Origin of the sequence: Pseudomonas sp. HLG18, assembly GCF_051903985.1 — a bacterium.
In the GTDB taxonomy this organism is placed as follows: domain Bacteria; phylum Pseudomonadota; class Gammaproteobacteria; order Pseudomonadales; family Pseudomonadaceae; genus Aquipseudomonas; species Aquipseudomonas fluorescens_BT.
In genome coordinates this window covers 1,809,414-1,834,498 of sequence record NZ_CP195831.1, presented here as the reverse complement: position 1 = coordinate 1,834,498, position 25,085 = coordinate 1,809,414, and the positions used below count along the sequence as shown (strand labels likewise).

Below are 25,085 nucleotides of genomic sequence, written 5' to 3'. Positions count from 1 at the left end.
GACTACTCTCCATCAAGATCGGAAAAGGGTTCCAGCCCCGTCAATAACCCATACAGACCGTGCAACGGCACGGGCAGCCAGGTGGGGCGATTTTCGGCTTCATAGGCCACTTCGTAGGCCGCTTTCTCCAGACCGAACAACGCCAGTGCGGCGTCGGCACCTTCAGGATCTTGCCAGGCATGATCAAGACTAGCTGCCGCTTGGCGATATGCCTGGAGAAATGCTTCCCGGGCTTCACGCAGGTAGCGCTCCGTGACCCGCCGACGCGCGGCTTCGGCCTCGGGGCTGTTGTCGACGTTGTGCACATTCAGGGCCATGGCGGCGGCATAGTCGAAGGAACGCAGCACCCCGCTGACATCCTTGTACGGACTGTGCTTGCCTCGGCGTTCGGGCAATGGCCGCGCCGGTTCGCCTTCGAAGTCGATCAGGTAAGCGTCGCCCTTGATCACCAGCACCTGCCCCAAATGCAGGTCGCCATGCACGCGAATCCGCAGGCCGCCAGCGGACTGCTTCGCCAGTTCCTGCACGTGGGCCAGGATGGTTTTCTTGTGGTCGAGCAAGCGACCGACCAGCTTCTGATCCGTCGCGTCGAGTTCACCCTGATGTTGCTTGAGCAGCTTCAGCGCGTGCTCGACCTGAGCCGCGACATCCTTGCCGGTCGCCTGTGCGTCCTTGGTCGAACTGACTTGCGGTGCGAAGTCCTTGTTGTCGCTCGGCGCTGCCAGCACCTGATGCATTTCCCCCAGACGCTGGCCGAGCATGCCGGCGAAATCCTTCAACTCACCCAAGGCATTGTAGTGTTGCGCCTGTTCGGAAACGGCGTCGGCCAGTTCATCGCGCAGCGCCCGTTCGAGGTTGTTCTGTGTCCATTCCCAGGCGTCGCCCTGATTGCTCAAGTAGCCCTGCGCAATCATCAGCAGGTTGTCTTCGCCCTTCCCGTCGCGGCGAATCACCGAACCCAGCAGCGGAGAGATATTGGCAAATCCGGCCGCGGTCAGGTACGCGCTCATCTCCAGTTCCGGGTGTACGCCAGAAGCGACTTTGCGGATCAGCTTGAGCACCAGACTGTTACCGATCACCACCGAACTGTTGGATTGCTCGGCGGACAGATAGCGCACTTCGGATTCCGCGCCGAGACCGAGTTTTTCCAGCTCAGGCGTTGCCTCGAAACGGATCTCGCCATCACTGGATTCCAGCACCGTCCCGGACTGCATGCCTTGCAGCACTGCGCGAATAAAGGCTTCGAGGCTGAATGCATCGGTAATCAGCCCGACCTGACGCACCCGACGCACCCGCGCCAGGGCCAATTGCTGCGGCAACGCCGGCCCGACCTGATCTTCGGAAATAAAGCCGAACGGCAGTTGATAGCGACTGGTCTGCCCGCCGCTCTGCACTTCGATTTCGCTCAACAGCACCGGATGCTGTGCATCGCCGAAGCGCACGCCGTAGGCCAGCTTCACGTGTTCGATGGCAGCATCCTTGCCGGCGAACCAGCGGCGATTCTGCAGCCAGTTCGGCAGGATGCCCTGTTCGAGGGTGGCTCGTGATGGCGCTTCGAGCAGTTCTTCCATGCGTTTTTTCAGCACCAGCGTGGTGAAGTCCGGCAGACTCTGCGCGGGCTCGACGTGCCAGCTCGGCATCTGGTTTTCCGCCGCCAGGCCGAACCAGTAGAAGCCGTAAGGCGCCAGGGTCAGTAGAAAGTTGAGCTGGCCGATGGGCGGAAATGCGTTACCACCGAGCATCTCCACCGGCACCATGCCGACGTAGGCCGACAGGTCCAGCTCCACCGCCTGGGCACTGCGCGAGACGTTGGCCACGCACAGGATGATTTCGTGTTTGCCATCCGGGCCGGTGTATTCGCGGGTGTAGGCCAGCACGCGACGGTTGGCCGGCGAGAGCATTTTCAGCGTGCCACGACCGAATGCCTTGGATTGCTTGCGCACGGCCAGCAGACGGCGAGTCCAGTTCAGCAGTGAATGCGGATCGCCGGCCTGGGTTTCGACGTTGACCGACTGATAGCCGTATTGCGGGTCCATGATCGGCGGCAGGACCAGACTGGCCGGATCGGCGCGGGAGAACCCGCCGTTGCGGTCGATCGACCATTGCATCGGCGTGCGCACGCCGTCGCGGTCGCCGAGGTAGATGTTGTCACCCATGCCGATCTCATCGCCGTAATACAGGGTGGGCGTGCCGGGCATCGACAGCAGCAGACTGTTAAGCAACTCGATACGGCGGCGGTCGCGCTCCATCAGCGGCGCCAGACGTCGGCGGATGCCGAGGTTGATCCGTGCGCGGCGGTCGGCGGCGTAGTAATTCCAGAGGTAGTCGCGTTCCTTGTCGGTGACCATCTCCAGCGTCAGTTCATCGTGGTTGCGCAGGAAGATCGCCCATTGGCAATTGGCCGGGATCTCCGGAGTCTGGCGCAGGATATCGGTGATCGGGAAGCGATCTTCCTGGGCCAGCGCCATGTACATGCGCGGCATCAGCGGGAAGTGGAACGCCATGTGGCATTCGTCGCCATTCACGCCCTCGGCGTCGGTGTCACCAAAATACAGCTGGGTGTCTTCCGGCCATTGGTTGGCTTCGGCCAGCAGCATGCGATCCGGATAGTTGGCGTCGATTTCGGCGCGGATCTGCTTGAGGACGTCGTGGGTTTCCGGCAGGTTTTCGTTGTTGGTGCCGTCGCGCTCGATCAGGTACGGAATGGCATCCAGGCGCAGGCCGTCGATGCCCATGTCCAGCCAGTAGCGCATCACCGACAGCACGGCTTTCATGACTTGCGGGTTGTCGAAATTCAGATCGGGCTGGTGCGAATAGAAACGGTGCCAGAAGTACTGCCCGGCCACCGGGTCCCAGGTCCAGTTGGACTTTTCGGTGTCGAGAAAAATGATCCGCGTGCCGTCGTATTTCTGATCATCATCCGACCATACATAGAAGTCGCGAGCGGCCGAACCGGGTTTGGCCTTGCGGGCCCGCTGGAACCACGGGTGCTGATCGGAAGTGTGGTTGATGACCAGTTCGGTGATGACCCGCAAACCACGCTTGTGGGCCTCGGCGATGAACCGCCTGGCGTCAGCCATCGTCCCGTAATCGTTGTGCACACCCCGGTATTCGGCGATGTCGTAGCCATCATCGCGCCGTGGCGACGGGTAGAACGGCAGCAGCCAGATGGTGTTGACGCCGAGGTCGGCGATGTAATCGAGTTTGGCGATCAGGCCGGGAAAGTCGCCGATTCCGTCGTTATTCGAATCGAAAAAGGATTTGACGTGAACTTGATAGATGACCGCGTCCTTGTACCAGAGCGGGTCCTTGATGAAGGTGGCAGCCTTGGGTTTCTTCGCCATATGAAACTCCTGTTGAATTCTGTTGGGGCGCCCACGATCAGGAAGCAGTAATGCGCCAGATTCCAAACGGCTGATACGCCGGGTCGATCCGCATGAACTGGTACTTGCCGTGCCAGTCCCAGCGATGGCCGTTCATCAAATCTTCGCCGTGGGTGGTGGCATCGTCCGCCAGGCCCATTTCCCACAGCGGCAGCTCGAAATTCGCCTCCTGCACGTTATGCGGATCGAGGCTGACGGCCACCAGAATGAAATTGCTGCCGTCCGCGCTGCGCTTGCCGAAATACAGAATGTTGTCGTTCCAGGCGTTGTAGACCTTCAGGCCCAGATGGCTGTGCAACGCCGGGTTCTGCCGGCGGATGCGGTTGAGCTGGGCGATCTCGGCAATGATGTTGCCGGGCTGGTTGAAGTCGCGGACGCGGATTTCGTACTTCTCCGAATCGAGGTATTCCTCCTTGCCCGGCACCGGTGCCGATTCGCACAGTTCAAACCCCGAATACATGCCCCACAGGCCCGAACCCATGGTCGCCAGCGCCGCACGGATGAGAAACCCGGGACGCCCCGACTCATGCAGGAACGCCGGGTTGATGTCCGGGGTGTTGACGAAGAAATTCGGCCGGTAGCACTCGCGCCAGGGTGATTCATTGAGTTCGCTGAAGTAAGTCGCCAGTTCGGCCTTGGTGTTGCGCCAGGTGAAATAGGTGTAGCTCTGGGTGTAACCGACCTTGCCCAGTCGCGCCATCATCGCCGGCGTGGTGAACGCTTCAGCGAGGAAGATCACCTCCGGGTGCAGTGTGCGCACATCGGCGATCAGCCATTGCCAGAACGGCAGCGGCTTGGTGTGCGGATTGTCGACGCGAAAGATCTTCACGCCCTCCTGCACCCAGCCGACCACGATGTCGCGCAGCTCGACCCACAGGCTCGGAATCGCTTCCGGCGCATAGAAGTCGACGTTGACGATGTCCTGGTATTTCTTCGGCGGGTTCTCCGCGTATTTGATCGTGCCGTCCGGCCGCCAGTTGAACCAGCCCGGATGCTGCTTGAGCCAAGGGTGGTCCTGGGAACACTGGATCGCAAAGTCGAGGGCGATTTCCAGACCGTGCTCGGCAGCGGCAGTCACCAGTCGACGAAAATCCTCACGGGTGCCGAGCTGCGAGTGAATCGCTTCATGCCCGCCCTCTTCACTGCCGATCGCATAAGGGCTGCCGGGGTCGTCGGGGCCGGCGGTCAGGGAATTGTTGCGGCCCTTGCGGTGGCTGCGACCAATCGGGTGGATCGGCGTGAAATACAACACGTCGAAACCCATGTCCTGAATCATTGGCAGACGCGAGTGCACATCGTTGAAGGTGCCGTGGCGGGCGGGATCGTCGGTGATCGAGCGGGGAAACAACTCGTACCAACTGGCGAACTCGGCGAGTTCACGCTCCACGTCCACCGGGAATTCACTGCTGATGCTCAAATAAGGGCGGTGATCGGCCTCGGTCATCAACTGCGCACTTTGCGGGTGCAGAAACAGCGCGACCTGCTCCGTTTCGAGCAGGCCGGACAATTCGTGGTGCAAGGCTGCCAGTTGTTCGCTCAGCTGACCTTCGCTGCGCTCGGCAGCTTGCTGCACCATGGTGCGTCCTTCTTGCAGCTCGAGGCTGACCGGAACGGCGGCGGTGTGTTTCTTCTCCAGCTCGTATTGAAAACTGGCGAACTGGTCGATCCAGGCTTCGATCAGGAACAGGTACCGGCCCATGCGGTGCGGCTGGAACACTCCGCGCCAGCCGTTGTTACCCTGATCGCTCATGACTTCGGTTTGCCAGGTTTCATCGCCCTCTTCACGCCAGCGGATACGCACCGCCAGTTTGTCGTGGCCGTCGGCGAACACCTTGCTGGTGACCACGATCTTGCGGCCTGCGATTGCCTTGACGGCAAACTGTCCGCCGTCGAGGGTCGGCGCGGTGTTTTCTATGACGATACGCGGCAGCAGCAAGGCCTGCGACAGCGGTATATGCGGGTTGTAGCTCTGTTCTGAGGGTTTTTCAGCAGTCATTGAGCATCTCTCCTTAACGCCCCAAGGACGCTCGTTTGCCTGTTTGGCGATCACGGCCGGGCCTGCGCCCGATGATGAACTCTCTCAGGTTCCGAGCGACTCACGCCGGGAAAAGTTCACAGGGATTTGCCCCGCCACAAAATCGGATCGATTTCGCAGTGAAGTGGTCAATCCACTTAAGCACTTCCCACGCCAAGTGCCACACGGAGGTTCACCCGATGACTATCCCGATTCCAGCCGAAACACCCGATCCGAACATCGATAAACCGACCCTGCCCGAGACCGAGCCGCAACCGATTCCCGAACAGGAACCGCCTGGCTCCACGCCACCGCCCAAGGAAGAACCGCCGACGACCATGCCGCCGGTAATCGTCTGATCAGCGCGGGTCGTTGTGGTCTTTCTCGATGCGGTCTTTCTCGACGTGATCGTTTTCGAAGACTCTGACGATCCGTGGCATGACACTGAAGATCCCCCAAGCGAGCAATGTACTGAGCAGCGCCGTCGCCTCGCGGCCCAGACCGGCCGCGACGCCGATGGCGGCGGTCATCCACAGGCCGGCAGCGGTGGTCAGGCCTTTGACGTGCCCTTCATCGCCTTCGTGATTTTTCAGAATGGTGCCGGCCCCCAGAAAGCCGATACCGGCAATCACACCTTGAACCACACGGCTCATCGCGTCGGCCTGTGATCCGGACAATTGCGGCACCAGTACAAACAGCGCCGCGCCGAGGGCCACCAGCATGTGCGTTCGCACCCCGGCGGCCTTGCCCTTGTGCTCGCGCTCGAACCCGAGAATCCCGCCCAATATTGCCGCCATCAGCAGACGCACGGTAATCCGGGTCAGTTGCGACGCATCGCCGATATCGGCGAATTCCGCTTGCAGGGTTTCCCACACTTCATGCCACCAGGCGTTCATCGTGCAGTCCTTTTAATGCGTTGATAGTGGATGGACAGCGCCGACCATTAATCGGTTGCGTCGAACGATCTGCAGAACCTCGCACCCTAACGTTTCAGACTCCCGTGAAAAAAGGACAACGCCATGCCCCTTCGTATCGATGAAAGCAATCCGGAATCGAAAGTCTGTTTTTTCACCGTTGAAAATGGTGAGGAAATCCGGATCTGCGACACGCTGGAAGTCAGGACAGATAGCGAAAAAGCCATGTCGTTCGTCGAAGTGGAAGGACGGCGCATCTACGTCACCGAAGCCGAAGCTGACGCCTTGACCGTCGCAGGCGCCAGGGACGGACGCAAACACCTGAAGGCTGACGACAGTGATTCGGTGATTTGACTGACCCCGGTCAAGAACTGGCGCAGACGTCTGGGATAGGCCTCTGCGCCTTGGCCTGCGGGCTGCTTCAAGTTGTCGCAGGCGTGGGTGCAAATCCCATCTGATACGCCTTTTATTGAAATACCTGAGTCTGTTATGCAAACAGATCGGCGCTCATAGTTCACTGGCCTGATGGAGGCTGATGAGCGAACGACCATGAGCGAACGAATTCCCGTCCGAACCGTAGAAGCATCTCCCCAGATAAAAAAAGTACCGGCGCGCCCAATGAAGGCGAAACACGCCACCAGCGACAACCAGATTTTCACCCGCAGCTTCACCGGCCTGTTCCGCACCTTGCGCATGAGCGGCGCGGGGTTTCTGTTCCTGCTGTTCTTCGGCACCGTGTGGCTGAACTGGGGTGGGCGTCAGGCGGTGCTCTGGGACCTTTCCGAAAGCAAATTCCACATCTTTGGCGCGACCTTCTGGCCACAGGATTTCATTCTGCTGTCGGCGCTGCTGATCATTGCCGCGTTCGGCCTGTTCGCCATTACCGTGTTCGCCGGCCGGGTCTGGTGCGGTTACACCTGCCCGCAGAGTTCGTGGACGTGGATTTTCATGTGGTGCGAGAAGATCACCGAGGGTGAGCGCAACCAGCGGATCAAACTGCAAGCTGCGCCCTGGAGCCTCAACAAACTGGCGCGGCGTGCGGCCAAGCACACGTTGTGGCTGGCGATCAGCGTGCTCACCGGCCTGACCTTCGTCGGCTACTTCACCCCGATCCGCCCGTTGGCCGAAGAACTGCTGACCCTGCAGATCGGCGGGGTCAGCCTGTTCTGGGTGCTGTTCTTCACCGCCGCCACCTACATCAACGCCGGCTGGCTGCGCGAAGCCGTGTGCATGCACATGTGCCCGTATGCGCGGTTCCAGAGCGTGATGTTCGACAAGGACACACTGACGATTTCCTACGACGCAGCTCGCGGCGAAAACCGCGGCCCGCGCAAACGCGAGGTGAAACCGGCCGAAGCCGGCCTCGGCGATTGCATCGACTGCCAGTTGTGCGTGCAGGTCTGCCCGACCGGCATCGACATCCGTGACGGCCTGCAAATGGAATGCATCGGTTGCGCAGCGTGCATCGACGCCTGCGACTCGATCATGGACAAGATGAATTACGCCCGTGGCCTGATTCGCTACACCTCCGAGCGCGAGTTGCAGGGCGGCAAGACGCACTTGCTGCGCCCGAGATTGATTGGCTACGTCGCGGTGCTGGTGGTGATGATCGGCGCCCTCGCCCTGGCACTGGTCGAACGGCCGATGGTGTCGCTGGACGTGACCAAGGACCGGGGCCTGTTCCGTGAAAACGGTCAGGGCCAGATCGAAAACATCTACACCCTCAAGGTCATCAACAAGACCCAGCAACGCCAGGATTACAAGCTGACGCTGTTGGACGGCGACGGCTTCCAGCTGCAAGGCAAGACCGAGCTGAGCCTGGCGCCGGGCGAGATCGTCGATGTACCGGTGTCGGTGGCGATGACCACGGAACGTGCGGCCAGCAGCTCGCAGACCTTGAGCTTCAAGATTGCCGACAGCGATGAGCCCGCGATTTATAGCGTGGCGAAGAGCCGGTTTGTTGCGCCGATGAATCGGTGAGGCTTTAAGATGGCGGCGGTTTCGTGGGGTTGTAGTGTGTCAGTGCGATTGGCCCTCACCCCAGCCCTCTCCCGGAGGGAGAGGGAGCCGTCTGCGATGTCTCGCGCTACACATCGACCTGAAAAACCGGGTCGATTATGGATTCACAGCAGAACGTTCAGGTCGGCGTAACTCTGAAGCATCCCGCAATCAGTCCCCTCTCCCTCCGGGAGAGGGCTAGGGTGAGGGGCTTTTCCCTGACACTCTACACATTCAACCAGCACCAAGGCCCCCGATGAAACGCTACGAAAAATTCGCCGATGACATCGCTGAACTGATCCGCTCCGGCGTCCTCGGCCCCGGCCAGCGGGTGCCGTCGGTGCGCTACGCGAGCCAGACCTACGGCGTCAGCCCGTCCACGGTGTTCCAGGCCTACTACCTGCTGGAGCGTCGCGGCCTGATCCGCGCCCGGCCGCGCTCGGGTTACTTCGTCAATACCCATACCCCGAGCCCGTTCTCGGAGCCGGTGATCAGCAGCCAGGTCAACGAGTCCACCGAGGTCGACGTCAGCGAACTGGTGTTCTCGGTGCTGGAATCGATCAAGGACCCGAGCACCGTGCCGTTCGGCTCGGCCTTTCCCAGCCCCGAACTGTTCCCGCTGCAACGTCTGTCACGCTCGCTGGCCAGCGCCGCACGGGAGATGGACCCGCGGATGGTGGTCACCGACATGTCGCCGGGTAACCCGCAACTGCGCCGGCAGATCGCCCTGCGCTACATGGTCGGCGGCCTGATGCTGCCGATGGAAGAATTGCTGATCACCAACGGCGCCCTCGAAGCGCTGAACCTGTGCCTGCAGGCGGTGACAGAACCCGGCGATCTGGTGGCCATCGAAGCCCCGGCGTTCTATGCCAGCCTGCAAGTGCTGGAGCGGCTGAAACTCAAGGCTGTGGAAATCCCCGTACACCCGCGCGACGGAATCGACCTCGGCGTGCTGGCCCAGACCCTGGAACGACACCCGATCAAGGCCTGCTGGTGCATGACCAGTTTCCAGAACCCAATGGGCGCGACCATGCCCGAGGCCAAGAAACAGGAACTGGTGGAACTGCTGAAACAGCATCAAGTGCCGCTGATCGAAGACGACGTCTACGCCGAACTCTATTACGGCCAGCAGGCACCCAAACCGGCCAAGGCCTTCGACACCGAGGGTCTGGTGATGCATTGCGGTTCATTTTCCAAGAGCCTGGCCCCCGGCTACCGCATTGGCTGGGTCGCCGCCGGACGCTACGCACAGAAAATCGAACGCCTGAAACTGATGACTTCGTTGTGCGCTTCGATGCCGGCGCAAGCAGCCATTGCCGACTACCTGCAACATGGTGGCTATGACCGCCACCTGCGCAAACTGCGCTACGCCCTGGAAGAACAGCAAAGCGCCATGCTCGCGGCCATCGCCCGCTACTTCCCGGCGCAGACCCGCGTGAGCCAACCCGCCGGCGGGTATTTCCTGTGGCTGGAACTGCCGCCGCAAATGGACTCGTTGAAGTTGTTTCAAATGGCGTTGGCGCAAGGGATCAGCATTGCGCCGGGGCCGATTTTCTCGCCGACTCAACGATTCAGGAATTGCATCCGGTTGAATTACGGCAGCCCGTGGACCGAGAGTTCAGAGAAGGCGATGGAGACGTTGGGGCGGATTGTGCGGTCGTTCTGAGCGATTGTTGCTACGAGTATCGCCTTCGCGCGTCGAAGAATGTTGCACTTGCGAAATCAATGTCGCGGTAAACACCAGCATCCCCACGCAATTTCATTCGCATACAGCTATATGTACTTACGACAAACGGTAGTTTATTCGATAAATACCTGTCATTTCTGACAGGTGCCAGTATTGATTTGGCCTGATTTAATAAAGATGCACTTTAAATACGGGAACTTTGAAAATGTCTGGCAAAAAAATTCTACATGAAAGCAACTTCGATGATGGCGAACGAAATGGCTGGGGAGAAGTTGGTCATGTAAAAATTTGTGATTTGGTACCTGATGAACGGACTGGCCAAGGTATGTGTCTAGTCACCCGACAAGCGGATCCTCGCGCTTTGCTTGAATGCCCAAACAGAACATTTCAGGATCTTAAGGGCAAGAAAATTATCATTTCTTTCGACCTTCGTATTAAAGATGCTCCTGACGACTATGTTTTGATTATGGTGAATGCCGGTGCAAATAACATTTCCTCTGTGAAAGACCCTGTGCCGAATAGCGAGTGGCAACGCTATTCATTTCATATGGATCTGCGTAAGCCTTCGGATGGATCGCTCGATATTGGAGCCTTCTACAGGGGTGATCAAAAGCCGACCTCCCGCTTATATATCGACAATATTTTGATTGTGCCCGATGATTAATATGCCCCTGATTGCCTAGTCCTGAAACAGGTGTAAACCTTATTCAGGAATAGACAGATGGCTTAAAAAGAGCGCCCCCCCATAACCGGGGCCTTTCACTTTGTGATATGCGCAAAAACAATACGGGAGGTACTTGATCACAAAGAGACCGGAACTTCCCATATATATTCGAGTTTTTAACGGCCGCCGCCAAGATCGACGAAGGTCCCGGTGGCATATGAAGCCTTGTCCGACAGCAACCAGACAATCGCCTCCGCCACCTCATCCGGCCGCCCGCCACGGGCCATTGGAATGGCCGATTCCAGCTTGCTGACCCGATCCGGATCGCCGCTCAACGCGTGGAAATCGGTGTAGATGTACCCCGGACGCACCGCGTTGACCCGAATCCCCTCGCCCGCCACTTCCTTGGACAGGCCGATGGTAAACGTGTCGAGGGCCCCCTTGGACGCGGCATAGTCGACGTACTCGTTCGGCGAGCCCAGGCGTGCGGCGACCGAGGAGACGTTGACGATGCTGCCACCCTGCCCGCCGTGTCTGGGCGACATGCGCAGGATCGCGTGCTTGGCGCAGAGGATCGGCGCCAGGACGTTGGTTTTCATGATTTTGAGGATGCGGAATTCCGACATTTCCTCGACCCGGGATTTATGCCCGACAGTGCCGGCGTTGTTCACCAGTGCGGTGACCCGGCCCAGCTCGGTGTCGACCCGGTGAAACAGGCCGATCACTTCGTCTTCAATGCTGACGTCGGCGCGTACCGCGATGGCCGTGGCGCCACGCGCGCGTACCTGATCGAGTACGTGGTGGGCCGCCTGCTCGTCAGACTGATAATTGATGCAGATCCGATAGCCTTGCTCGGCAGCCAACAGCGCGGTCGCGGCTCCGATTCCGCGCCCGCCACCGGTGATCACTATGACTTTATCCATGCTGGCCTTCCCCCCGATGTACACGTAACAGTCGGGGCAAGAATAACCGTCATTGCAGGGTTTTGCATGGCCTGCGTCAGCCGTTCAGCTCGCCGCCAATTGTTTGCCGCGTGCAATGTCCTGCAGGAAGCGGTCGGCCGGCATCGGGTGGCCGAGCAGGTAACCCTGCAGCGAATCGCAGCCCAGTTGCGTCAGGAAGTCCTGCTGCACACCGGTCTCCACGCCCTCGGCGACAATGCGCAAACCCAGTGCCTGACCGAGCGCGACGATCGCCGAAACGATGGCCGCGTCATCGCTGTCGTGCTCCAGGTCGCGGACAAAACCGCGATCAATCTTCAGCTCGTTGGCCGGCAGGCGCTTGAGGTACATCAGGCTCGAATAACCGGTGCCGAAGTCATCGATGGACAGGTCGACGCCCATGTCGGACAGCTCCTGCAACACCGTCATGCTTGCGTCGGCGTCGCTCATGGCGGTGGTCTCGGTGATTTCCAGGGTCAGGCTGTTGGCCGGCAAATGGTGCGTGGCCAGCGCCTTGGCCACGCTGCGCACCAATCCGGCGTGACAGAACTGCAGAGCGGACAGATTCACCGCGATCCGCCAGTCGGTGTAGCCCAGCACATACCACTCGCGCATCTGCCGGCAGGCTTCATTGAGTACCCATTCGCCGATCGGAATGATCAACCCGGTTTTCTCGGCCAGATCGATGAACTTGTCCGGCATCAGCATGCCGTGAACCGGATGTTCCCAGCGCAACAGTGCTTCGGCACCGACCGGGTGGCCATCGGCGGCATGGAACTTGGGTTGGTAATGCAGGCTGAACTGGCTGTGCTCCAACGCCGCGCGCAGATCCTGCAGCAGTTGCAGTTGCTTGCGGGCGTTACTGTTCATCGAGACGTCGAAGAAGCTGTAGCCGTTCTTGCCGCCGCCCTTGGCGTGGTACATCGCAGCGTCGGCGTTCATCAGTAGTTCCTGGGCGCTCTGGCCATTGCCCGGATACAGGGCGATGCCGACGCTGGCGGAAATCTGCAGGTCATGTTCGGCGACCCGGAACGACTGCGCGATCAGGCCCACCTGACGTGCTGCCAGACCCAGCGCGTCGTCAGGCTCGGCCAGGCGCACCAGCAGCACAAACTCATCGCCGCCAATCCGCGCCAGCGTGTCGAGGCTGCGCAAATCTTCACGCAGGCGCACCGCCACTTCGCGCAGCAACTGGTCGCCCATGTGGTGACCGAAAGCGTCGTTGACGGGTTTGAAGCCGTCCAGATCGATGAACATCAGCGCAAAACAGCCGCCCTGCTCGTTGACCTTTTTCATCGCCTGATTGATCCGGTCGTCCAGCAACATCCGGTTCGGCAGCCCGGTCAGGGTGTCGTGCAAAGCCAGCTGGGTGAGTTCGCGGTTGGCCACGGTCAACGAATGGGCCAGATCAGCGGTGCGGGCTTCGAGGCGCGCGTCGAGAATCGAGGTCAGCAGCGCGATGGCCAGCACCGCCAGCGTGGTGATCAGCACCAGGTTGTCCAGGCCATTGCCATTCAGACCGCTGAGCACCGCGCCGCAGAAACTGCCTTCGGGAAACCGCGCCGCCGCCATACCGGTGTAGTGCATGCCGACAATCGCCACGCCCATGACAATCGCCGCCCCGGCACGGAACAGCCGCACATAGGGCGAATGCTGACGCAGGCGAAAGGCGATCCACAGCGCTGCCGCCGAGGCGCCGACGGCGATCAGCAGCGAGGCGCCAAACAATGTCGGATCGTAGTCGATGCCCGGTTGCATGCGCATCGCGGCCATGCCGGTGTAATGCATCGCGCTGATGCCGGCGCCCATGATCAACGCGCCAAAGGCCAGTTGCCAGGCCGGCAGTTTCGGCTGGCTGACCAGCCACAGGGCAAAACCGCAGGAAAGCACGGCGATCAGCAATGAAAGCGCCGTGATCGAAATGTCGTAACCGAGGCTGATCGGCAGCGTGAACGCCAGCATTCCGATGAAGTGCATCGACCAGACGCCGACGCCCATGGCAAACGCCCCGCCGGCCGTCCATATATGCACGGCGCGTCCCTTGGCGGTGGCAATGCGCCCGGTGAGATCGAGCGCGGTGTAGGAAGCGAGGATCGCCACACACAGCGAAATGAAAACCAGGGTGAAGGAATAGCTACCGATGAGCATGAGAATTCTCGTGACCACCCCACCGTACTGCTTCCGTTCTCGGCGGGGCCAAATGCGCCGATTGTACTGATTGCGAAAAAGAATTCACTGACAAAGTAATCAAATGGCCATCAACCCGATGAAACGCTTGTTTGATCGTCTGACAAGGCTCTAATTCAGGGGCTTGAGAAGATCGTCCGCCTCGCCGGCAGATCGTTCCCATGCGGAACGATCATGGCCTCACGTCAGCGGTTATCAGTGGTTTCCAGCTGCCCGTCCCAGCCACCGCCCAGCGCCGCGATCAACTGCACGCTGGCAATCAAACGGCTCTGCAGGATATTCAGGACAGTGCGCTCGTTGCTCAACGCCGTGGCCTGCACGGTCACCACATCGAGATAAGCAATCACCCCGGCCTTGTACTGGTTTTCGGTCAGACGCAGCGAATCCCGTGCCGCATCGAGGGCTTCCTGGCGCACGGCCGCTTCGTCTTCGTATACCTTCAACTGCACCAGGTAATTTTCCACCTCGCGGAAGCCGTCGAGCACGGTCTGGCGGTATTTGGCTACGGTCTGGTCATACACGGCTTCGGTACGGTCGACTTCCGCCGAGCGTCGGCCACCGTCGAACAGCGGCAGACTCATTTTCGGCCCAACCGACCAGAAACGGTTCGGCAGACTGATCAAATCCCGCGAAGTACTGCTGCTGTAGCCGCCGCTCATGCTCAGGGTGAAGTCCGGGTAGTACGCGGCCTTGGCTACGCCAATATTGGCATTCGCTGCAATTACCGAGCGTTCCGCCGAGGCGATGTCCGGGCGCCGTTCCAGCAGTTGCGACGGCAGGCTCAACGGAATCTGCGGCAGCTTCGGAATGTCCTGGGTTTCGGCGAGCTTGAACTGCGCCGGCGGCTGGCCGGTCAGTACCGCAATGGCGTTTTCGAACTGCGCCCGCTGCCAGATCAGGTCCACCAGATCGCCCTGGGTGGATTTGAGTTGCGTCTGTGCCTGCGCCACGGCATCACGCCCGGAGATCCCGGCGTTGTACTGGTTCTGGGTCATTTTCAGCGAACGTTCGTAGGCTTCCACCGTCGACTCGAGCAAACGCTTCTGCTGATCGATCACGCGCAACTGCAGGTAGTTCTGCACCAGTTCCGACTGCTGGCTCAGGCGCATCGCCGCCAGATCGGCGAAGCTGGCCTGCGCGCTGGCCTCGTCGGCCTCCAGCCCCCGGCGCAACTTGCCCCAGACATCGGCTTCCCAACTGACGCCCAACTGGGCGTTGTAGGTATCACGAATACCGCTGGACAAACTGCTCAGGCTCGAACTGCTGCTGCCGGTGCCCTGGCTGGAGCGGGTCTTGCCCAGGCTCAGGTCGAGCGTCGGGTAAAACGCTCCACGGGCATCGCGCACCAAGGCCTGGGCCTGACGGTACTGCGCCTCGGACTGGGCGACGGTCTGGTTGGAACGGTTGAGCTTTTCCACCAGCTCATTGAGCTGACGGTCGCCGTACAACTCCCACCAGGCGCCCCGGGCCAGGGAATCCGAGGGACTGGCCTGACGCCAGCCCTTGGCCTCTTTGTACTGGGCGACTTCGGCGGTCTGCGGGCGCTGGTAGTCCGGGCCGACGGCGCACGCACTGAGCATCGCCACGCACAGTGACAGGCTCAGCAGACGCGAACCGCGGACACTGGCCAGTTGGATAAGCGAACGGTCATTCATAGCGGAGTTTCCAGTGCGGCATCGGTACGTACGCCACGCCACTTGTTGAAGCGGTGACGGGCCTTGTCGAGATAGAGGTAAACCACAGGTGTGGTGTAAAGGGTCAGAATCTGGCTGAAAATCAGACCACCGATAATGGTCAGGCCCAGTGGCTGGCGCATTTCCGCGCCTTCGGCACGGCTGAGCAACAACGGCAACGCGCCGAGGATCGCCGCCAGCGTGGTCATCAGGATCGGCCGCAGGCGTTGCAGACAGGCACTGCGAATCGATTCCAATGGCGCCATGCCCTGATGACGCTCCAGTTGCAGCGCCAGGTCGATCATCAGGATCGCGTTCTTCTTCACCACACCGATCAGCAGGAACAACCCGAGCAGCGAAATCAGGCTGAACTCGCCGCCCAGCACGTAGATCGACAACAGCGCGCCAACCCCGGCCGACGGCAGTGTCGACAGGATCGTCAGCGGATGAATGTAGCTTTCATACAACACGCCCAGCACCAGATACACCGCCAGCAGCGCACCGAGGATCATGAACGGCTGGCTCTTCTGGGTGGCCGCGAAGGCGTCGGCGGTGCCGGCCATTTTCGCGATCACGTCTTCCGGCAGGCCGACCTTGGCAATCGCCCGCTCGATGGCCGCACTGCCCTTCTCTACCGTCACGCCTTCGGCCATGTCGAACGCGATGCTTTCGGAGGCGAACTGGCCTTCGTGGCTGACCCGGTCATCTTCCAGGCTGCTTTCGTAATGGGCAATGGTCGACAACGGAATCCGCGCGCCATCGGCAGTGATCACCTGCACCTGATTGAGCGTGACCGGGTCCTGGGCGTATTTCGGATTGACCTCCATCACCACCTGATACTGGTTGAGACTGTCGTAGATCGTCGAAATCTGCCGCTGGCTGTAAGCGTTGTTGAGCACGGCGGTGACCATGTTCATGTCCACGCCCAGACGTTTGGCCTGATCGCGGTCGACGATCAGCGTCACCTGCTGCGCACCGCGCCCTTCACGGGCGTCGATGGCGGTCAGTTCCGGCAAGGCGCGCAATGCGGTGACCACTTTCGGGTACCACTCGCGCAGGGCCCCAAGATCGCCGCTTTGCAGGATGTAGCTGTATTGCGAGGTGGTCTGCTCACGGCCACCGCCGAACTGCAGGTCCTGGTCGGCCATCAGCATCAATTGCGCGCCGGGCACCTTGGGCATTTCCTTGCGCAGGCGCTCGATGACTTTTTGCGCCGAGATATTGCGCTCCTTGATCGGCTTCAGGCGCACCAGCATGAACGCGTTATTGGTTCCGTTGGTGCCACCAATGAAACCGGCAACGCTCTCGACCGCTTCGTCCTTGAGCACGGCGCGGCGGAAGGTTTCCATTTTCGGCTGCATCACGCTGAACGACAGGCCGTCGTCACCGCGCACGAAACCGATCAACTGGCCGGTGTCCTGTTGCGGCAGGAAGGTCTTGGGCACCACTACATACAACGCGACGTTCACGCCGACCGTGATGATCAGGCTCAACAGTGTCAGACGTCGGTGACGCAACACCCAGTCGAGGCTGGTGGCGTATTTGCCGACCATCCAGTCGTTGGTGCGCCGGCTCCAGCGTTGCAGACGGTTTTCCTGGCCCGGCGTGTGCGGCTTGAGCCAGCGGGCACAGAGCATCGGTGTCAGGGTCAGGGAAACCACCAGCGACACCACGATGGCGGCGGCCAGGGTGATGGAGAATTCACGGAACAGGCTCTCGATGATCCCGCCCATGAACAGGATCGACAGGAACACCGCCACCAGCGACACGTTCATCGACAGCAGGGTGAACCCGACTTCCTTGGCCCCCAGATACGCGGCCTTCATCGGCTTGACGCCTTCGTCGATGTGCCGGGAAATGTTTTCCAGCACCACGATGGCATCGTCCACCACCAGCCCGGTGGCGAGAATCAGCGCCATCAGCGACAGGTTGTTCAGCGAGAATCCGTAGAGGTACATCACCGCAAAAGTGCCGACCAGCGACACCGGCACCGCCAGAGTCGGGATCAGCGAAGCACGGAAATTGCCGAGGAACAGGAACACCACCAGGATCACCAGCGCCACAGCGATCAGCAAGGTCATCTCTGCTTCGTGCAGCGTGGCCTTGATCACCGGCGAACGATCCATCGCCAGATTCAGCTTCACGCTGGCCGGCAACACGGCCTGTAATGCCGGCAACTGCGCCTTGATCTCGTTGACCGTCTCGATGATGTTGGCGCCGGCCTGCCGGTTGATCACCAGCAACACCGCCGCATCGTCATTGAAGAAACCGCTGTTGTAGCGGTCTTCCACGCCATCGCTGACCTTGGCCACGTCCTTCAGACGAAGCGCGGCACCGCCGTTGTAGTGGATGATCAGCGATTCGTAGTCCTTGGCCTTCTCCAGTTGATCGTTGGCCTGGATCTGCCACAGGCGCTGGTCGTCCTCGACCGAGCCCTTCGGCCGGCGCACGTTGGCGCCGGCGATGGTCTTGCGCACATCGTCCAGCGCCACGCCGTACTGGTTCAGGGCCTGGGGTTCGAGTTCGATGCGTACCGCCGGCAGGGAGCTGCCGCCGATCTGCACCTCGCCCACGCCCTGCACCTGGGACAGGCTCTGGGACAGGATGGTCGAGGCCAGGTCGTAGAGCTGGCCTTTTTCCAGCACATCCGAGGTCAGCGACAACACCATGATCGGCGCCTGTGACGGGTTGACCTTCTTGTAGGTCGGCATGCTGCGCATCCCGCTCGGCAGCAGGTTGCGCGAAGCGTTGATTGCCGCCTGCACTTCCCGCGCCGCGCCATTGATGTCGCGGTCGAGGTCGAATTGCAGAATGACCCGTGTCGAACCCTGGCTGGAACGGCTGCTCATGGTATTGACGCCGGCGATGGCGCCGAACGAACGCTCCAGCGGCGTAGCAACCGTGGACGCCATGACTTCCGGGCTCGCGCCGGGCAGACTCGCCTGCACCACGATCACCGGGAAGTCCATTTGTGGCAGCGGCGACACCGGCAGCAGGCCGAAGCTCACACCGCCCAGCAGCATGATCGCCAGGCTCAGGAGCATGGTCGCCACCGGGCGCTTGATGAAGGGACCGGACAGGTTCATGGCTGTTCTACCGGCTCCACGGCCGAAGGCGCACGGCCAAAACGCCGGCCGAGACGATCGAAATACAGGTAGATCACCGGTGTCGTGAACAGCGTCAGGATCTGGCTCACCAGCAATCCGCCGACCATCACCAGACCCAGCGGCTGACGCAATTCAGCACCCGAACCGGTGGCCAGCATCAACGGCACCGCGCCGAACAACGCGGCCAGCGTGGTCATCAGGATCGGCCGGAACCGCAGCAGCGCCGCCTGATAGATCGCCTGCTCCGGCGCCATGCCTTGAGTACGCTCGGCGTCGAGGGCGAAGTCGATCATCATGATCGCGTTCTTCTTGACGATACCGATCAGCAGGATGATGCCGATGATCGCGATCATGCCCAGGTCATTGCCGCTGAGCAGCAGCGCCAGCAACGCACCGACCGCCGCCGAAGGCAAGGTCGACAGAATCGTGATGGGGTGGATGTAGCTCTCGTAGAGCACGCCGAGCACGATGTACATGGTCACCACCGCCGCCAGAATCAGCAGCAAGGTGCTCGACAGCGAGGCCTGAAACGCTTCGGCTGCACCCTGGAACTGGGTCTGCACGCCGATCGGCATGCCGATGTCTTTCTGCACCTGCTCGATGATGTCCACCGCATGCCCCAGCGCCACGCCGTGGGCAAGGTTGAAGGACATCATCACCGCCGGGAACTGGCCGATGTGAGTGATCGCCAGTTGCGCCTGACGCTCCTCGACATGGGCCAGGCTCGACAACCGCACCTGACCGCCATCGGTGGTCTTGACGTGAATCTGATCCAGCGCCTGGGGGCCGATCTTCTCCCCGGCCTGAGCCTGCAGCACCACGCGGTACTGGCTGGCCTGGGTGTAAATGGTCGAGATCTGCCGCTGGCCAAAGGCGTCGTACAGCGCATCGGTGATGTTCGCCACCGACACGCCAAGGCGCGAGGCTGCATCGCGGTCAATCACCAGGAACACCTGCAAACCCTTGTCCTGCAAATCACTGGCGACGTCGGTCAGCTCCGGACGCTGGGCCAATGCCTCGACCAGCCGGCCGCTCCACAGGCTGAGCAGTTCGGCGTCCGGCGACGACATGCTGAACTGGTACTGGGTGCGGCTGACGCGGTCTTCGATGGTCAGGTCCTGCACCGGCTGCATGAACAGGCGGATGCCGACAAGCTTGTCCAGCTGCGGTTGCAGGCGGGCAATCACTTCGGTCGCCGTCAGATCACGCTGGCCATGGGGTTTGAGGTTGATCAGCAGGCGACCGCTGTTGAGCGTGGCGTTGTCGCCGTCGACGCCGATGTAGGACGACAGGCTTTCCACCGCCGGGTCTTCGAGAATCACCTTGGCCAACGCCTGTTGACGCTCGCCCATGGCGGCAAAGGAAATCGACTGCGGCGCCTCGGAGATGCCCTGGATCACCCCGGTGTCCTGCACCGGGAAGAAGCCCTTGGGCACCACCATATAAAGGAACACGGTCAGCGCCAGGGTGCCGATGGCCACCAGCAGTGTCAGCGGCTGGTGCTTGAGCACCCACTGCAACTTGCGCCCGTAAGCGGCAATCATCCAGTCGATGAACGCACCGCTGGCTCGGTAGAAACGGCCCTGTTCATGTTCTTGCGGCTCACGCTTGAGCAGGCGCGCGCACATCATCGGCGTCAGGGTCAGCGAGACCACCAGGGAAATCAGGATCGCCACCGCCAGGGTAATGGCGAATTCGCGGAACAACCGCCCCACTACGTCGGCCATGAACAGCAGTGGAATCAGCACCGCGATCAACGACAGGGTCAGGGAAATCAGGGTGAAGCCGATCTGCTTCGCGCCCTTGAGCGCGGCCTGCATCGGGCTGTCACCCTCTTCAATGAAACGGGCGATGTTCTCCAGCATCACGATGGCATCATCGACCACGAAACCGGTGGCGATGGTCAGTGCCATCAGGGTCAGGTTGTTGACCGAGAATCCGGCCAGGTACATCACGCCAAACGTACCGATCAGCGACAGCGGAACCGCTACTGACGGAATGATGGTCGCACTGGCGCGACGCAGGAACAGGAACGTCACCATCACCACCAGCGCGATGGCGATCAGCAGCTCGTGCTGCACGTCGGTGACCGAGGCGCGGATGGTCTGGGTGCGGTCGGTCAGCACGGTCACTTCGAGGCCCGCCGGCAGGTTGTCGGTGATGCTCGGCAGCAGCGCCTTGATCCGGTCGACCACCTCGATCACGTTGGCGCCCGGCTGGCGCTGGATATTCAGCAACACTGCCTGATTCTGGTTGGCCCACGCCGCCAGACGCTCGTTTTCGGCGCCGTCGACGATCTGCGCGACATCCTTGAGCCGCAGCGGTGCGCCGTTCTTGTAGGCCAGGATCAGGTTGGCGTAGTCCTTGGGCGAAGTCAGCTGGTCGTTGGCATCGAGCATCGACACCCGCGTCGGGCCGTCGAAGTTACCCTTGGGCTGGTTGACGTTGGACGCACCGATCAGCGTGCGCACGTCCGACAGGTTCAGGCCGTTGGCCGCCAGTGCCTCCGGATTGACCTTGATCCGCACCGCCTGACGCTGACCGCCGGCGATGCTGACCATGCCGACGCCGCTGATCTGGGCGATCTTCTGCGCCATGCGCGTGTCGACCAGATCGTTGAGCTTGGGCAGCAGCATGGTTTTCGAGGTAATCGCCAGGGTCAGCACCGGGGTGTCCGCCGGATTGACCTTGTTGTACACCGGCGGCGCCGGCAGATCGGTCGGCAACAGGTTGGTTGCGGCGTTGATCGCCGCCTGCACCTGCTGTTCGGCGACGTCCATGTTGATGTCGAGGCTGAAACGCAGGGTCAGCACCGAGGCTCCGCCGGAACTGGTCGAAGCCATTTGCGTCAGGCCCGGCATTTGCCCGAACTGACGTTCAAGCGGCGCGGTGACGGCGCTGGTCATCACGTCCGGACTGGCGCCCGGGTACAACGTCATGACCCGGATGGTCGGGTAATCCACCTGCGGCAAGGCCGAAACCGGCAGCAAGCGATAGGCGATCAGACCGGCCAGTACGATGGCCAGCATGCTCAGCGTGGTGGCGACCGGGCGGAGGATGAACAGACGCGAAATGTTCATGCGCCCTTCTTGGCCTTGTCGGTGACGGCAGCATCAGGAGCGCTGGCGGCGGACTTGCCTTGCAGGTGTCCGGTCGGCGTGGTCGGCACATCCTGACTGTCGTTGACCACTTCCACTTCACTGCCTTCCTTCAAGCGGTCTGTGCCTTCCAGCACCACGCGGTCGCCGGGGGCCAGGCCTTCGGTGATCACGGTGTTCTGCCCGTCGCTGGCGCCGATCTTCAACTGGCGGATGGTCACTTTCCTGTCGCCGTCCAGCGCGTAGACGAAGGTGCCGTTGGTACCGAACTGGATCGCGGCCGATGGCGCCAGCAGCACGCCCTTGAGGGTGTCGGCCAGCAGGTGAACGTTGACGAACTGGTTGGGGAACAGCGATTGATCGCGGTTTTCGTAGCGCGCCTTGAACTTCAGGGTGCCGGTCGTCACGTCGATCTGGTTGTCGAGGCTTTGCAGCACGCCTGTGGCTTGCAGTTTGGTATCGCCACGGTCCCAGGCTTCAGCGGGCAGTTTGGCGCCGCTGCGGTAGCGGGCGAGCACGGTTTCCAGGCTGTTTTCCGGCAGGGTGAACGCTACACTGATCGGCTGGGTCTGGGTAATGACGGCGAGGAACGTGGTGTCATTCGCGGCCACCAGGTTGCCGACGTCGAGTTGGCGCAGACCGACGCGACCGGCAATCGGCGCGCGGATCTTGGTGAATTCGAGGTTGAGCTTGGCGTCGTTGACCGCCGCCTGGTTGGTTTTCACGGTGCCGAGGTATTGGCCGACCAGTGCTTCAGCGGTGTCCAGGGTCTGCTTGGCGATGCTGTCTTCCTTGTAAAGACCGCGATAGCGCTCGACATCGACCTGGGCGTTTTTCAGCTGTGCCTGATTCTGCAGCAAGGTGCCTTCAGCCTGAAGCAAGGCGTTCTGGTACGGACGCGGGTCGATCTCCGCCAGCAGGTCGCCAGCCTTGACCATCTGCCCCTCTTCGAAATAGATCTTCACCAGTTCGCCGCCGACCCGGCTGCGCACGTTGATGGTGTTCAGCGCGGTCACGGTGCCCAGCGCCTTGTAGTACAGCGGGAAATCACCGGTGACCACTGGCGCCACGCGCACCGGGATCGGACCCGCCGCCCCGCCGAAGCCCGGACGCATCATCCCCGAACGCCCGGTGTGACCGGCCGCAGCCTTCTCGCCGCCCTCCTTGTGGGCCGATCCGGCAGGCCAGAATTTCCAGCACAGGCCGGCGATGACCAGCAGGACCAGCAGACTGAGCAGCCAGCGACGAGAGTTTCGGGAAGACGATTGCATGGAGTGATTAACCATTGGGCGCGTGGGCTTCTTTTACGGAAGGCTGAACGATAAGCACTGGTGGGGGTAAAGCAAAGCAGCTTTACCGGCAATTTACCTTCAACTTACGTTTCAAGGTGTGAGCCAAAACACTGATACACAAATGAAAACGGCCTGGACAGGGCCAGGCCGTTAACAATTGTAAAGCGCTTGTTTCAGAACACTTATTTCAATACAGCCAGCGCTGCATCGTAGTTCGGCTCTTCAGCGATTTCCTTGACCAGCTCGCTGTGCAGCACGTTGTCGTTTTCGTCCAGCACAACCACCGCACGGGCGGTCAGGCCTTTCAGCGGGCCGTCAGCGATGGCCACGCCGTAGTTCTCGATGAACTCGGCGCCACGCAGGGTCGACAGGTTCTGTACGTTTTCCAGACCTTCGGCGCCGCAGAAGCGGGCCTGGGCGAATGGCAGGTCAGCCGAGATGCACAACACCACGGTGTTGGCCAGCTCGTTGGCCTGGGCGTTGAACTTGCGCACGGAAGTGGCGCAAGTCGGGGTGTCGACGCTTGGGAAGATGTTCAGCACTTTGCGCTTGCCGGCGAAGTCTTTCAGGGTGACGTCGGACAGATTGCCGGCTACCAGGGAAAAGGCTGGCGCCTTGGAACCGGCTTGTGGCAGTTGGCCGTTGACTTGAACCGGGTTGCCTTTGAGAGTGACTTGAGCCATGAACGGAGTCCTTCTTAACGTTGTTGGGAAAGCATGCAAGAGGCGGAAGTTAACCACGAAATTGTCCGACGACCTATGCCTGAACCGAAATTGGTCGGTGTAGAGCGTACCGCCCTCACCCGCCGCCACCGTCAGCATCTTTTATTTAACGGGCTGTCGATTCAAGCCCTGGCCGTTCGACAAGGCATTGAATCCCTCACTTTCCAGCGGAGAAACCCCATGCGCTTCATGATCATTGTCAAAGCCAGCCAGGATTCCGAAGCCGGCGTGATGCCAAGCGAGCAATTGCTCACCGATATGGGCAACTACAACGAGGAACTGGCCAAGGCCGGCATCCTGGTCTCGGCCGATGGCCTGCATCCAAGCAGCAAGGGTGCCCGCGTACGTTTCAGCGGGGAAACACGCAGCGTGATCGACGGCCCTTTCGCCGAAACCAAGGAGCTGATCGCCGGTTACTGGATCTGGGACGTGAAATCGAAGGAAGAAGCCATCGAATGGGTCAAGCGCTGCCCTAATCCCATGCCGGGCACCGAGGCCGAAATCGAGATTCGCCAGATATTCTGCCCGGAAGATTTTGGCGCCGAATTCACTCCGCAACTGCGCGAGCAGGAAGAACGGATTCGCGAACAGGCCAAAAAGCACTGACAGTCCACTCCGCTCCCGACCGGCCTCCACGACTCACGCCGTGGAGGTCATCAGGCCCGCCTTATCTGGACTTCATTTTCAGATAGGACTGGTGCATGTCCGACGCCCAGCCATCGATCACGGCTTTAACGTCATCGGCCTTCATTACCTGAGAATCGTTTTCCAGAGGTTTACCGGTGCCCTTGCGCACGACCTGCGCCACCACCTTGTTGTTGCCGCCATCGATGAACACTGCTTCGGTGGCCAGGGTGGTTTCCTGATCGCGACTGCCGCTGGCGGTGGTGACCGCTGCCGCCACCAAGGCAATCGGGATCACTTCATAGGCACGCAGGCCTTCGGTCTTGCTGTTGACGGCGGTGATGGCCGCGCGCACAACGATCACACCCGGGCCGGGCCCGCTGGCCAACGGCAGAGACTTGCCCACTTCACGCTTGAGCGCCTGATCATAGTAAGCAGTGATGCCGTTGAGGGTCTGTTGCGGGATTTTTGCCGTTGGCTGAGGCTTGGGATACAGCTGGGTTGGTTCGATGTAGACGCTGGTGAACTTGTTGATATCGAGTTTGGGATCGACCCAGCGCATCACCTCGGCACCGGACGGTGACTTGGCCTCCTTGAGCTGGCTGTAGTCCTTGAGGAAGCCTGAATACTCATCCGGAGCGACGGTTTTGCTGGAGCAACCCACCACGCCAAGCGAGGCAATGCATAGGGTGCTCATCATTAAGGCTAGCTTCATGCTGTAACTCCTGTCAGAAGGCCTGATTTATTGCATGGGGAGTTACAGGTATAGCTAAAACCACAG

At 60.8% G+C, this 25,085-nt stretch carries 17 protein-coding genes; 6 read left to right on the top strand and 11 right to left on the bottom strand.

Translation table 11 applies throughout. The annotated features are described in order from the left end of the window. Positions 1-2: 2 nt before the first annotated feature. Both treS and ACSPX5_RS08485 read right to left on the bottom strand, forming a co-directional pair. Positions 3-3,344 carry a maltose alpha-D-glucosyltransferase gene (treS, locus tag ACSPX5_RS08490; protein WP_439821451.1) on the bottom strand — a complete coding sequence of 1,114 codons (3,342 nt, stop codon included), beginning with the start codon at positions 3,342-3,344 and terminating at the stop codon, positions 3-5. Positions 3,345-3,381: 37 nt separating this feature from the next. Continuing rightward, positions 3,382-5,379 (bottom strand): alpha-1,4-glucan--maltose-1-phosphate maltosyltransferase, encoded by a 1,998-nt coding sequence (locus ACSPX5_RS08485; RefSeq protein ID WP_439821450.1) that lies wholly within the window; start codon positions 5,377-5,379, stop codon positions 3,382-3,384. Between the two features lie 218 nt (positions 5,380-5,597). Between ACSPX5_RS08485 and ACSPX5_RS08480 the strand changes: the two genes are divergently transcribed. After that, positions 5,598-5,756: a hypothetical protein gene (locus ACSPX5_RS08480; protein ID WP_170928915.1), complete on the top strand. Its 159-nt coding sequence runs from the start codon at positions 5,598-5,600 to the stop codon at positions 5,754-5,756. Here ACSPX5_RS08480 and ACSPX5_RS08475 read toward each other — a convergent pair whose 3' ends face one another. After that, entirely contained in the window at positions 5,757-6,293 is a 537-nt protein-coding gene (locus ACSPX5_RS08475) for an MgtC/SapB family protein (protein WP_169430244.1), read from the bottom strand. A gap of 123 nt (positions 6,294-6,416) precedes the next feature. Here ACSPX5_RS08475 and ACSPX5_RS08470 point away from each other — a divergent pair, with 123 nt between their 5' ends. The 4 genes from ACSPX5_RS08470 to ACSPX5_RS08455 all read left to right on the top strand — a co-directional run bounded on the left by ACSPX5_RS08470 (position 6,417) and on the right by ACSPX5_RS08455 (position 10,660). Then, on the top strand, positions 6,417-6,665 hold the full coding sequence (locus ACSPX5_RS08470; RefSeq protein WP_007952135.1) for a DUF3203 family protein: 249 nt from the start codon (positions 6,417-6,419) through the stop codon (positions 6,663-6,665). 195 nt (positions 6,666-6,860) lie between these two features. Beyond that, positions 6,861-8,291 carry a cytochrome c oxidase accessory protein CcoG gene (gene ccoG, locus ACSPX5_RS08465; protein WP_169430243.1) on the top strand — a complete coding sequence of 477 codons (1,431 nt, stop codon included), beginning with the start codon at positions 6,861-6,863 and terminating at the stop codon, positions 8,289-8,291. Positions 8,292-8,565: 274 nt separating this feature from the next. Then, a complete protein-coding gene (gene mapR, locus ACSPX5_RS08460) occupies positions 8,566-9,975 on the top strand; it encodes a GntR family transcriptional regulator MpaR (RefSeq protein WP_439821449.1) in 1,410 nt (469 codons plus the stop codon). A 226-nt stretch (positions 9,976-10,201) separates the two neighbouring features. Then, positions 10,202-10,660 carry a hypothetical protein gene (locus tag ACSPX5_RS08455; RefSeq protein WP_439821448.1) on the top strand — a complete coding sequence of 153 codons (459 nt, stop codon included), beginning with the start codon at positions 10,202-10,204 and terminating at the stop codon, positions 10,658-10,660. 176 nt (positions 10,661-10,836) lie between these two features. Here ACSPX5_RS08455 and ACSPX5_RS08450 read toward each other — a convergent pair whose 3' ends face one another. From ACSPX5_RS08450 to tpx, 7 genes are all read right to left on the bottom strand, one after another. After that, the gene (locus ACSPX5_RS08450) at positions 10,837-11,583 is read right to left on the bottom strand and encodes an SDR family oxidoreductase (RefSeq protein ID WP_169430241.1); all 747 of its coding nucleotides are present in this window, start codon (positions 11,581-11,583) and stop codon (positions 10,837-10,839) included. Positions 11,584-11,667: 84 nt separating this feature from the next. Next, positions 11,668-13,749, bottom strand: coding sequence for a putative bifunctional diguanylate cyclase/phosphodiesterase (locus ACSPX5_RS08445; protein WP_439821447.1), 2,082 nt, complete (start codon positions 13,747-13,749; stop codon positions 11,668-11,670). Positions 13,750-13,973: 224 nt separating this feature from the next. Continuing rightward, positions 13,974-15,443 (bottom strand): efflux transporter outer membrane subunit, encoded by a 1,470-nt coding sequence (locus tag ACSPX5_RS08440; RefSeq protein WP_439821446.1) that lies wholly within the window; start codon positions 15,441-15,443, stop codon positions 13,974-13,976. Further along, a complete protein-coding gene (locus ACSPX5_RS08435) occupies positions 15,440-18,547 on the bottom strand; it encodes an efflux RND transporter permease subunit (protein WP_169430238.1) in 3,108 nt (1,035 codons plus the stop codon). Before ACSPX5_RS08435 ends, ACSPX5_RS08440 begins: the two co-directional genes overlap by 4 nt. Next, on the bottom strand, positions 18,544-21,648 hold the full coding sequence (locus tag ACSPX5_RS08430) for an MdtB/MuxB family multidrug efflux RND transporter permease subunit (RefSeq protein WP_207864487.1): 3,105 nt from the start codon (positions 21,646-21,648) through the stop codon (positions 18,544-18,546). The genes ACSPX5_RS08435 and ACSPX5_RS08430 overlap by 4 nt, the downstream gene beginning before the upstream one ends. After that, positions 21,645-22,952, bottom strand: a complete 1,308-nt coding sequence (locus ACSPX5_RS08425) for an MdtA/MuxA family multidrug efflux RND transporter periplasmic adaptor subunit (protein WP_439821445.1) — start codon at positions 22,950-22,952, stop codon at positions 21,645-21,647. Before ACSPX5_RS08425 ends, ACSPX5_RS08430 begins: the two co-directional genes overlap by 4 nt. A 188-nt stretch (positions 22,953-23,140) precedes the next feature. Continuing rightward, positions 23,141-23,641, bottom strand: a complete 501-nt coding sequence (gene tpx / locus ACSPX5_RS08420; protein WP_007968505.1) for a thiol peroxidase — start codon at positions 23,639-23,641, stop codon at positions 23,141-23,143. A 219-nt stretch (positions 23,642-23,860) separates the two neighbouring features. Between tpx and ACSPX5_RS08415 the strand changes: the two genes are divergently transcribed. Further along, complete coding sequence (locus ACSPX5_RS08415; RefSeq protein WP_169430234.1) at positions 23,861-24,286, top strand: YciI family protein; 426 nt, start codon at positions 23,861-23,863, stop codon at positions 24,284-24,286. Positions 24,287-24,347: 61 nt separating this feature from the next. Here ACSPX5_RS08415 and ACSPX5_RS08410 read toward each other — a convergent pair whose 3' ends face one another. Then, a complete protein-coding gene (locus ACSPX5_RS08410; protein WP_207864491.1) occupies positions 24,348-25,019 on the bottom strand; it encodes a DUF3313 domain-containing protein in 672 nt (223 codons plus the stop codon). Between the last annotated feature and the right edge of the window lie 66 nt (positions 25,020-25,085).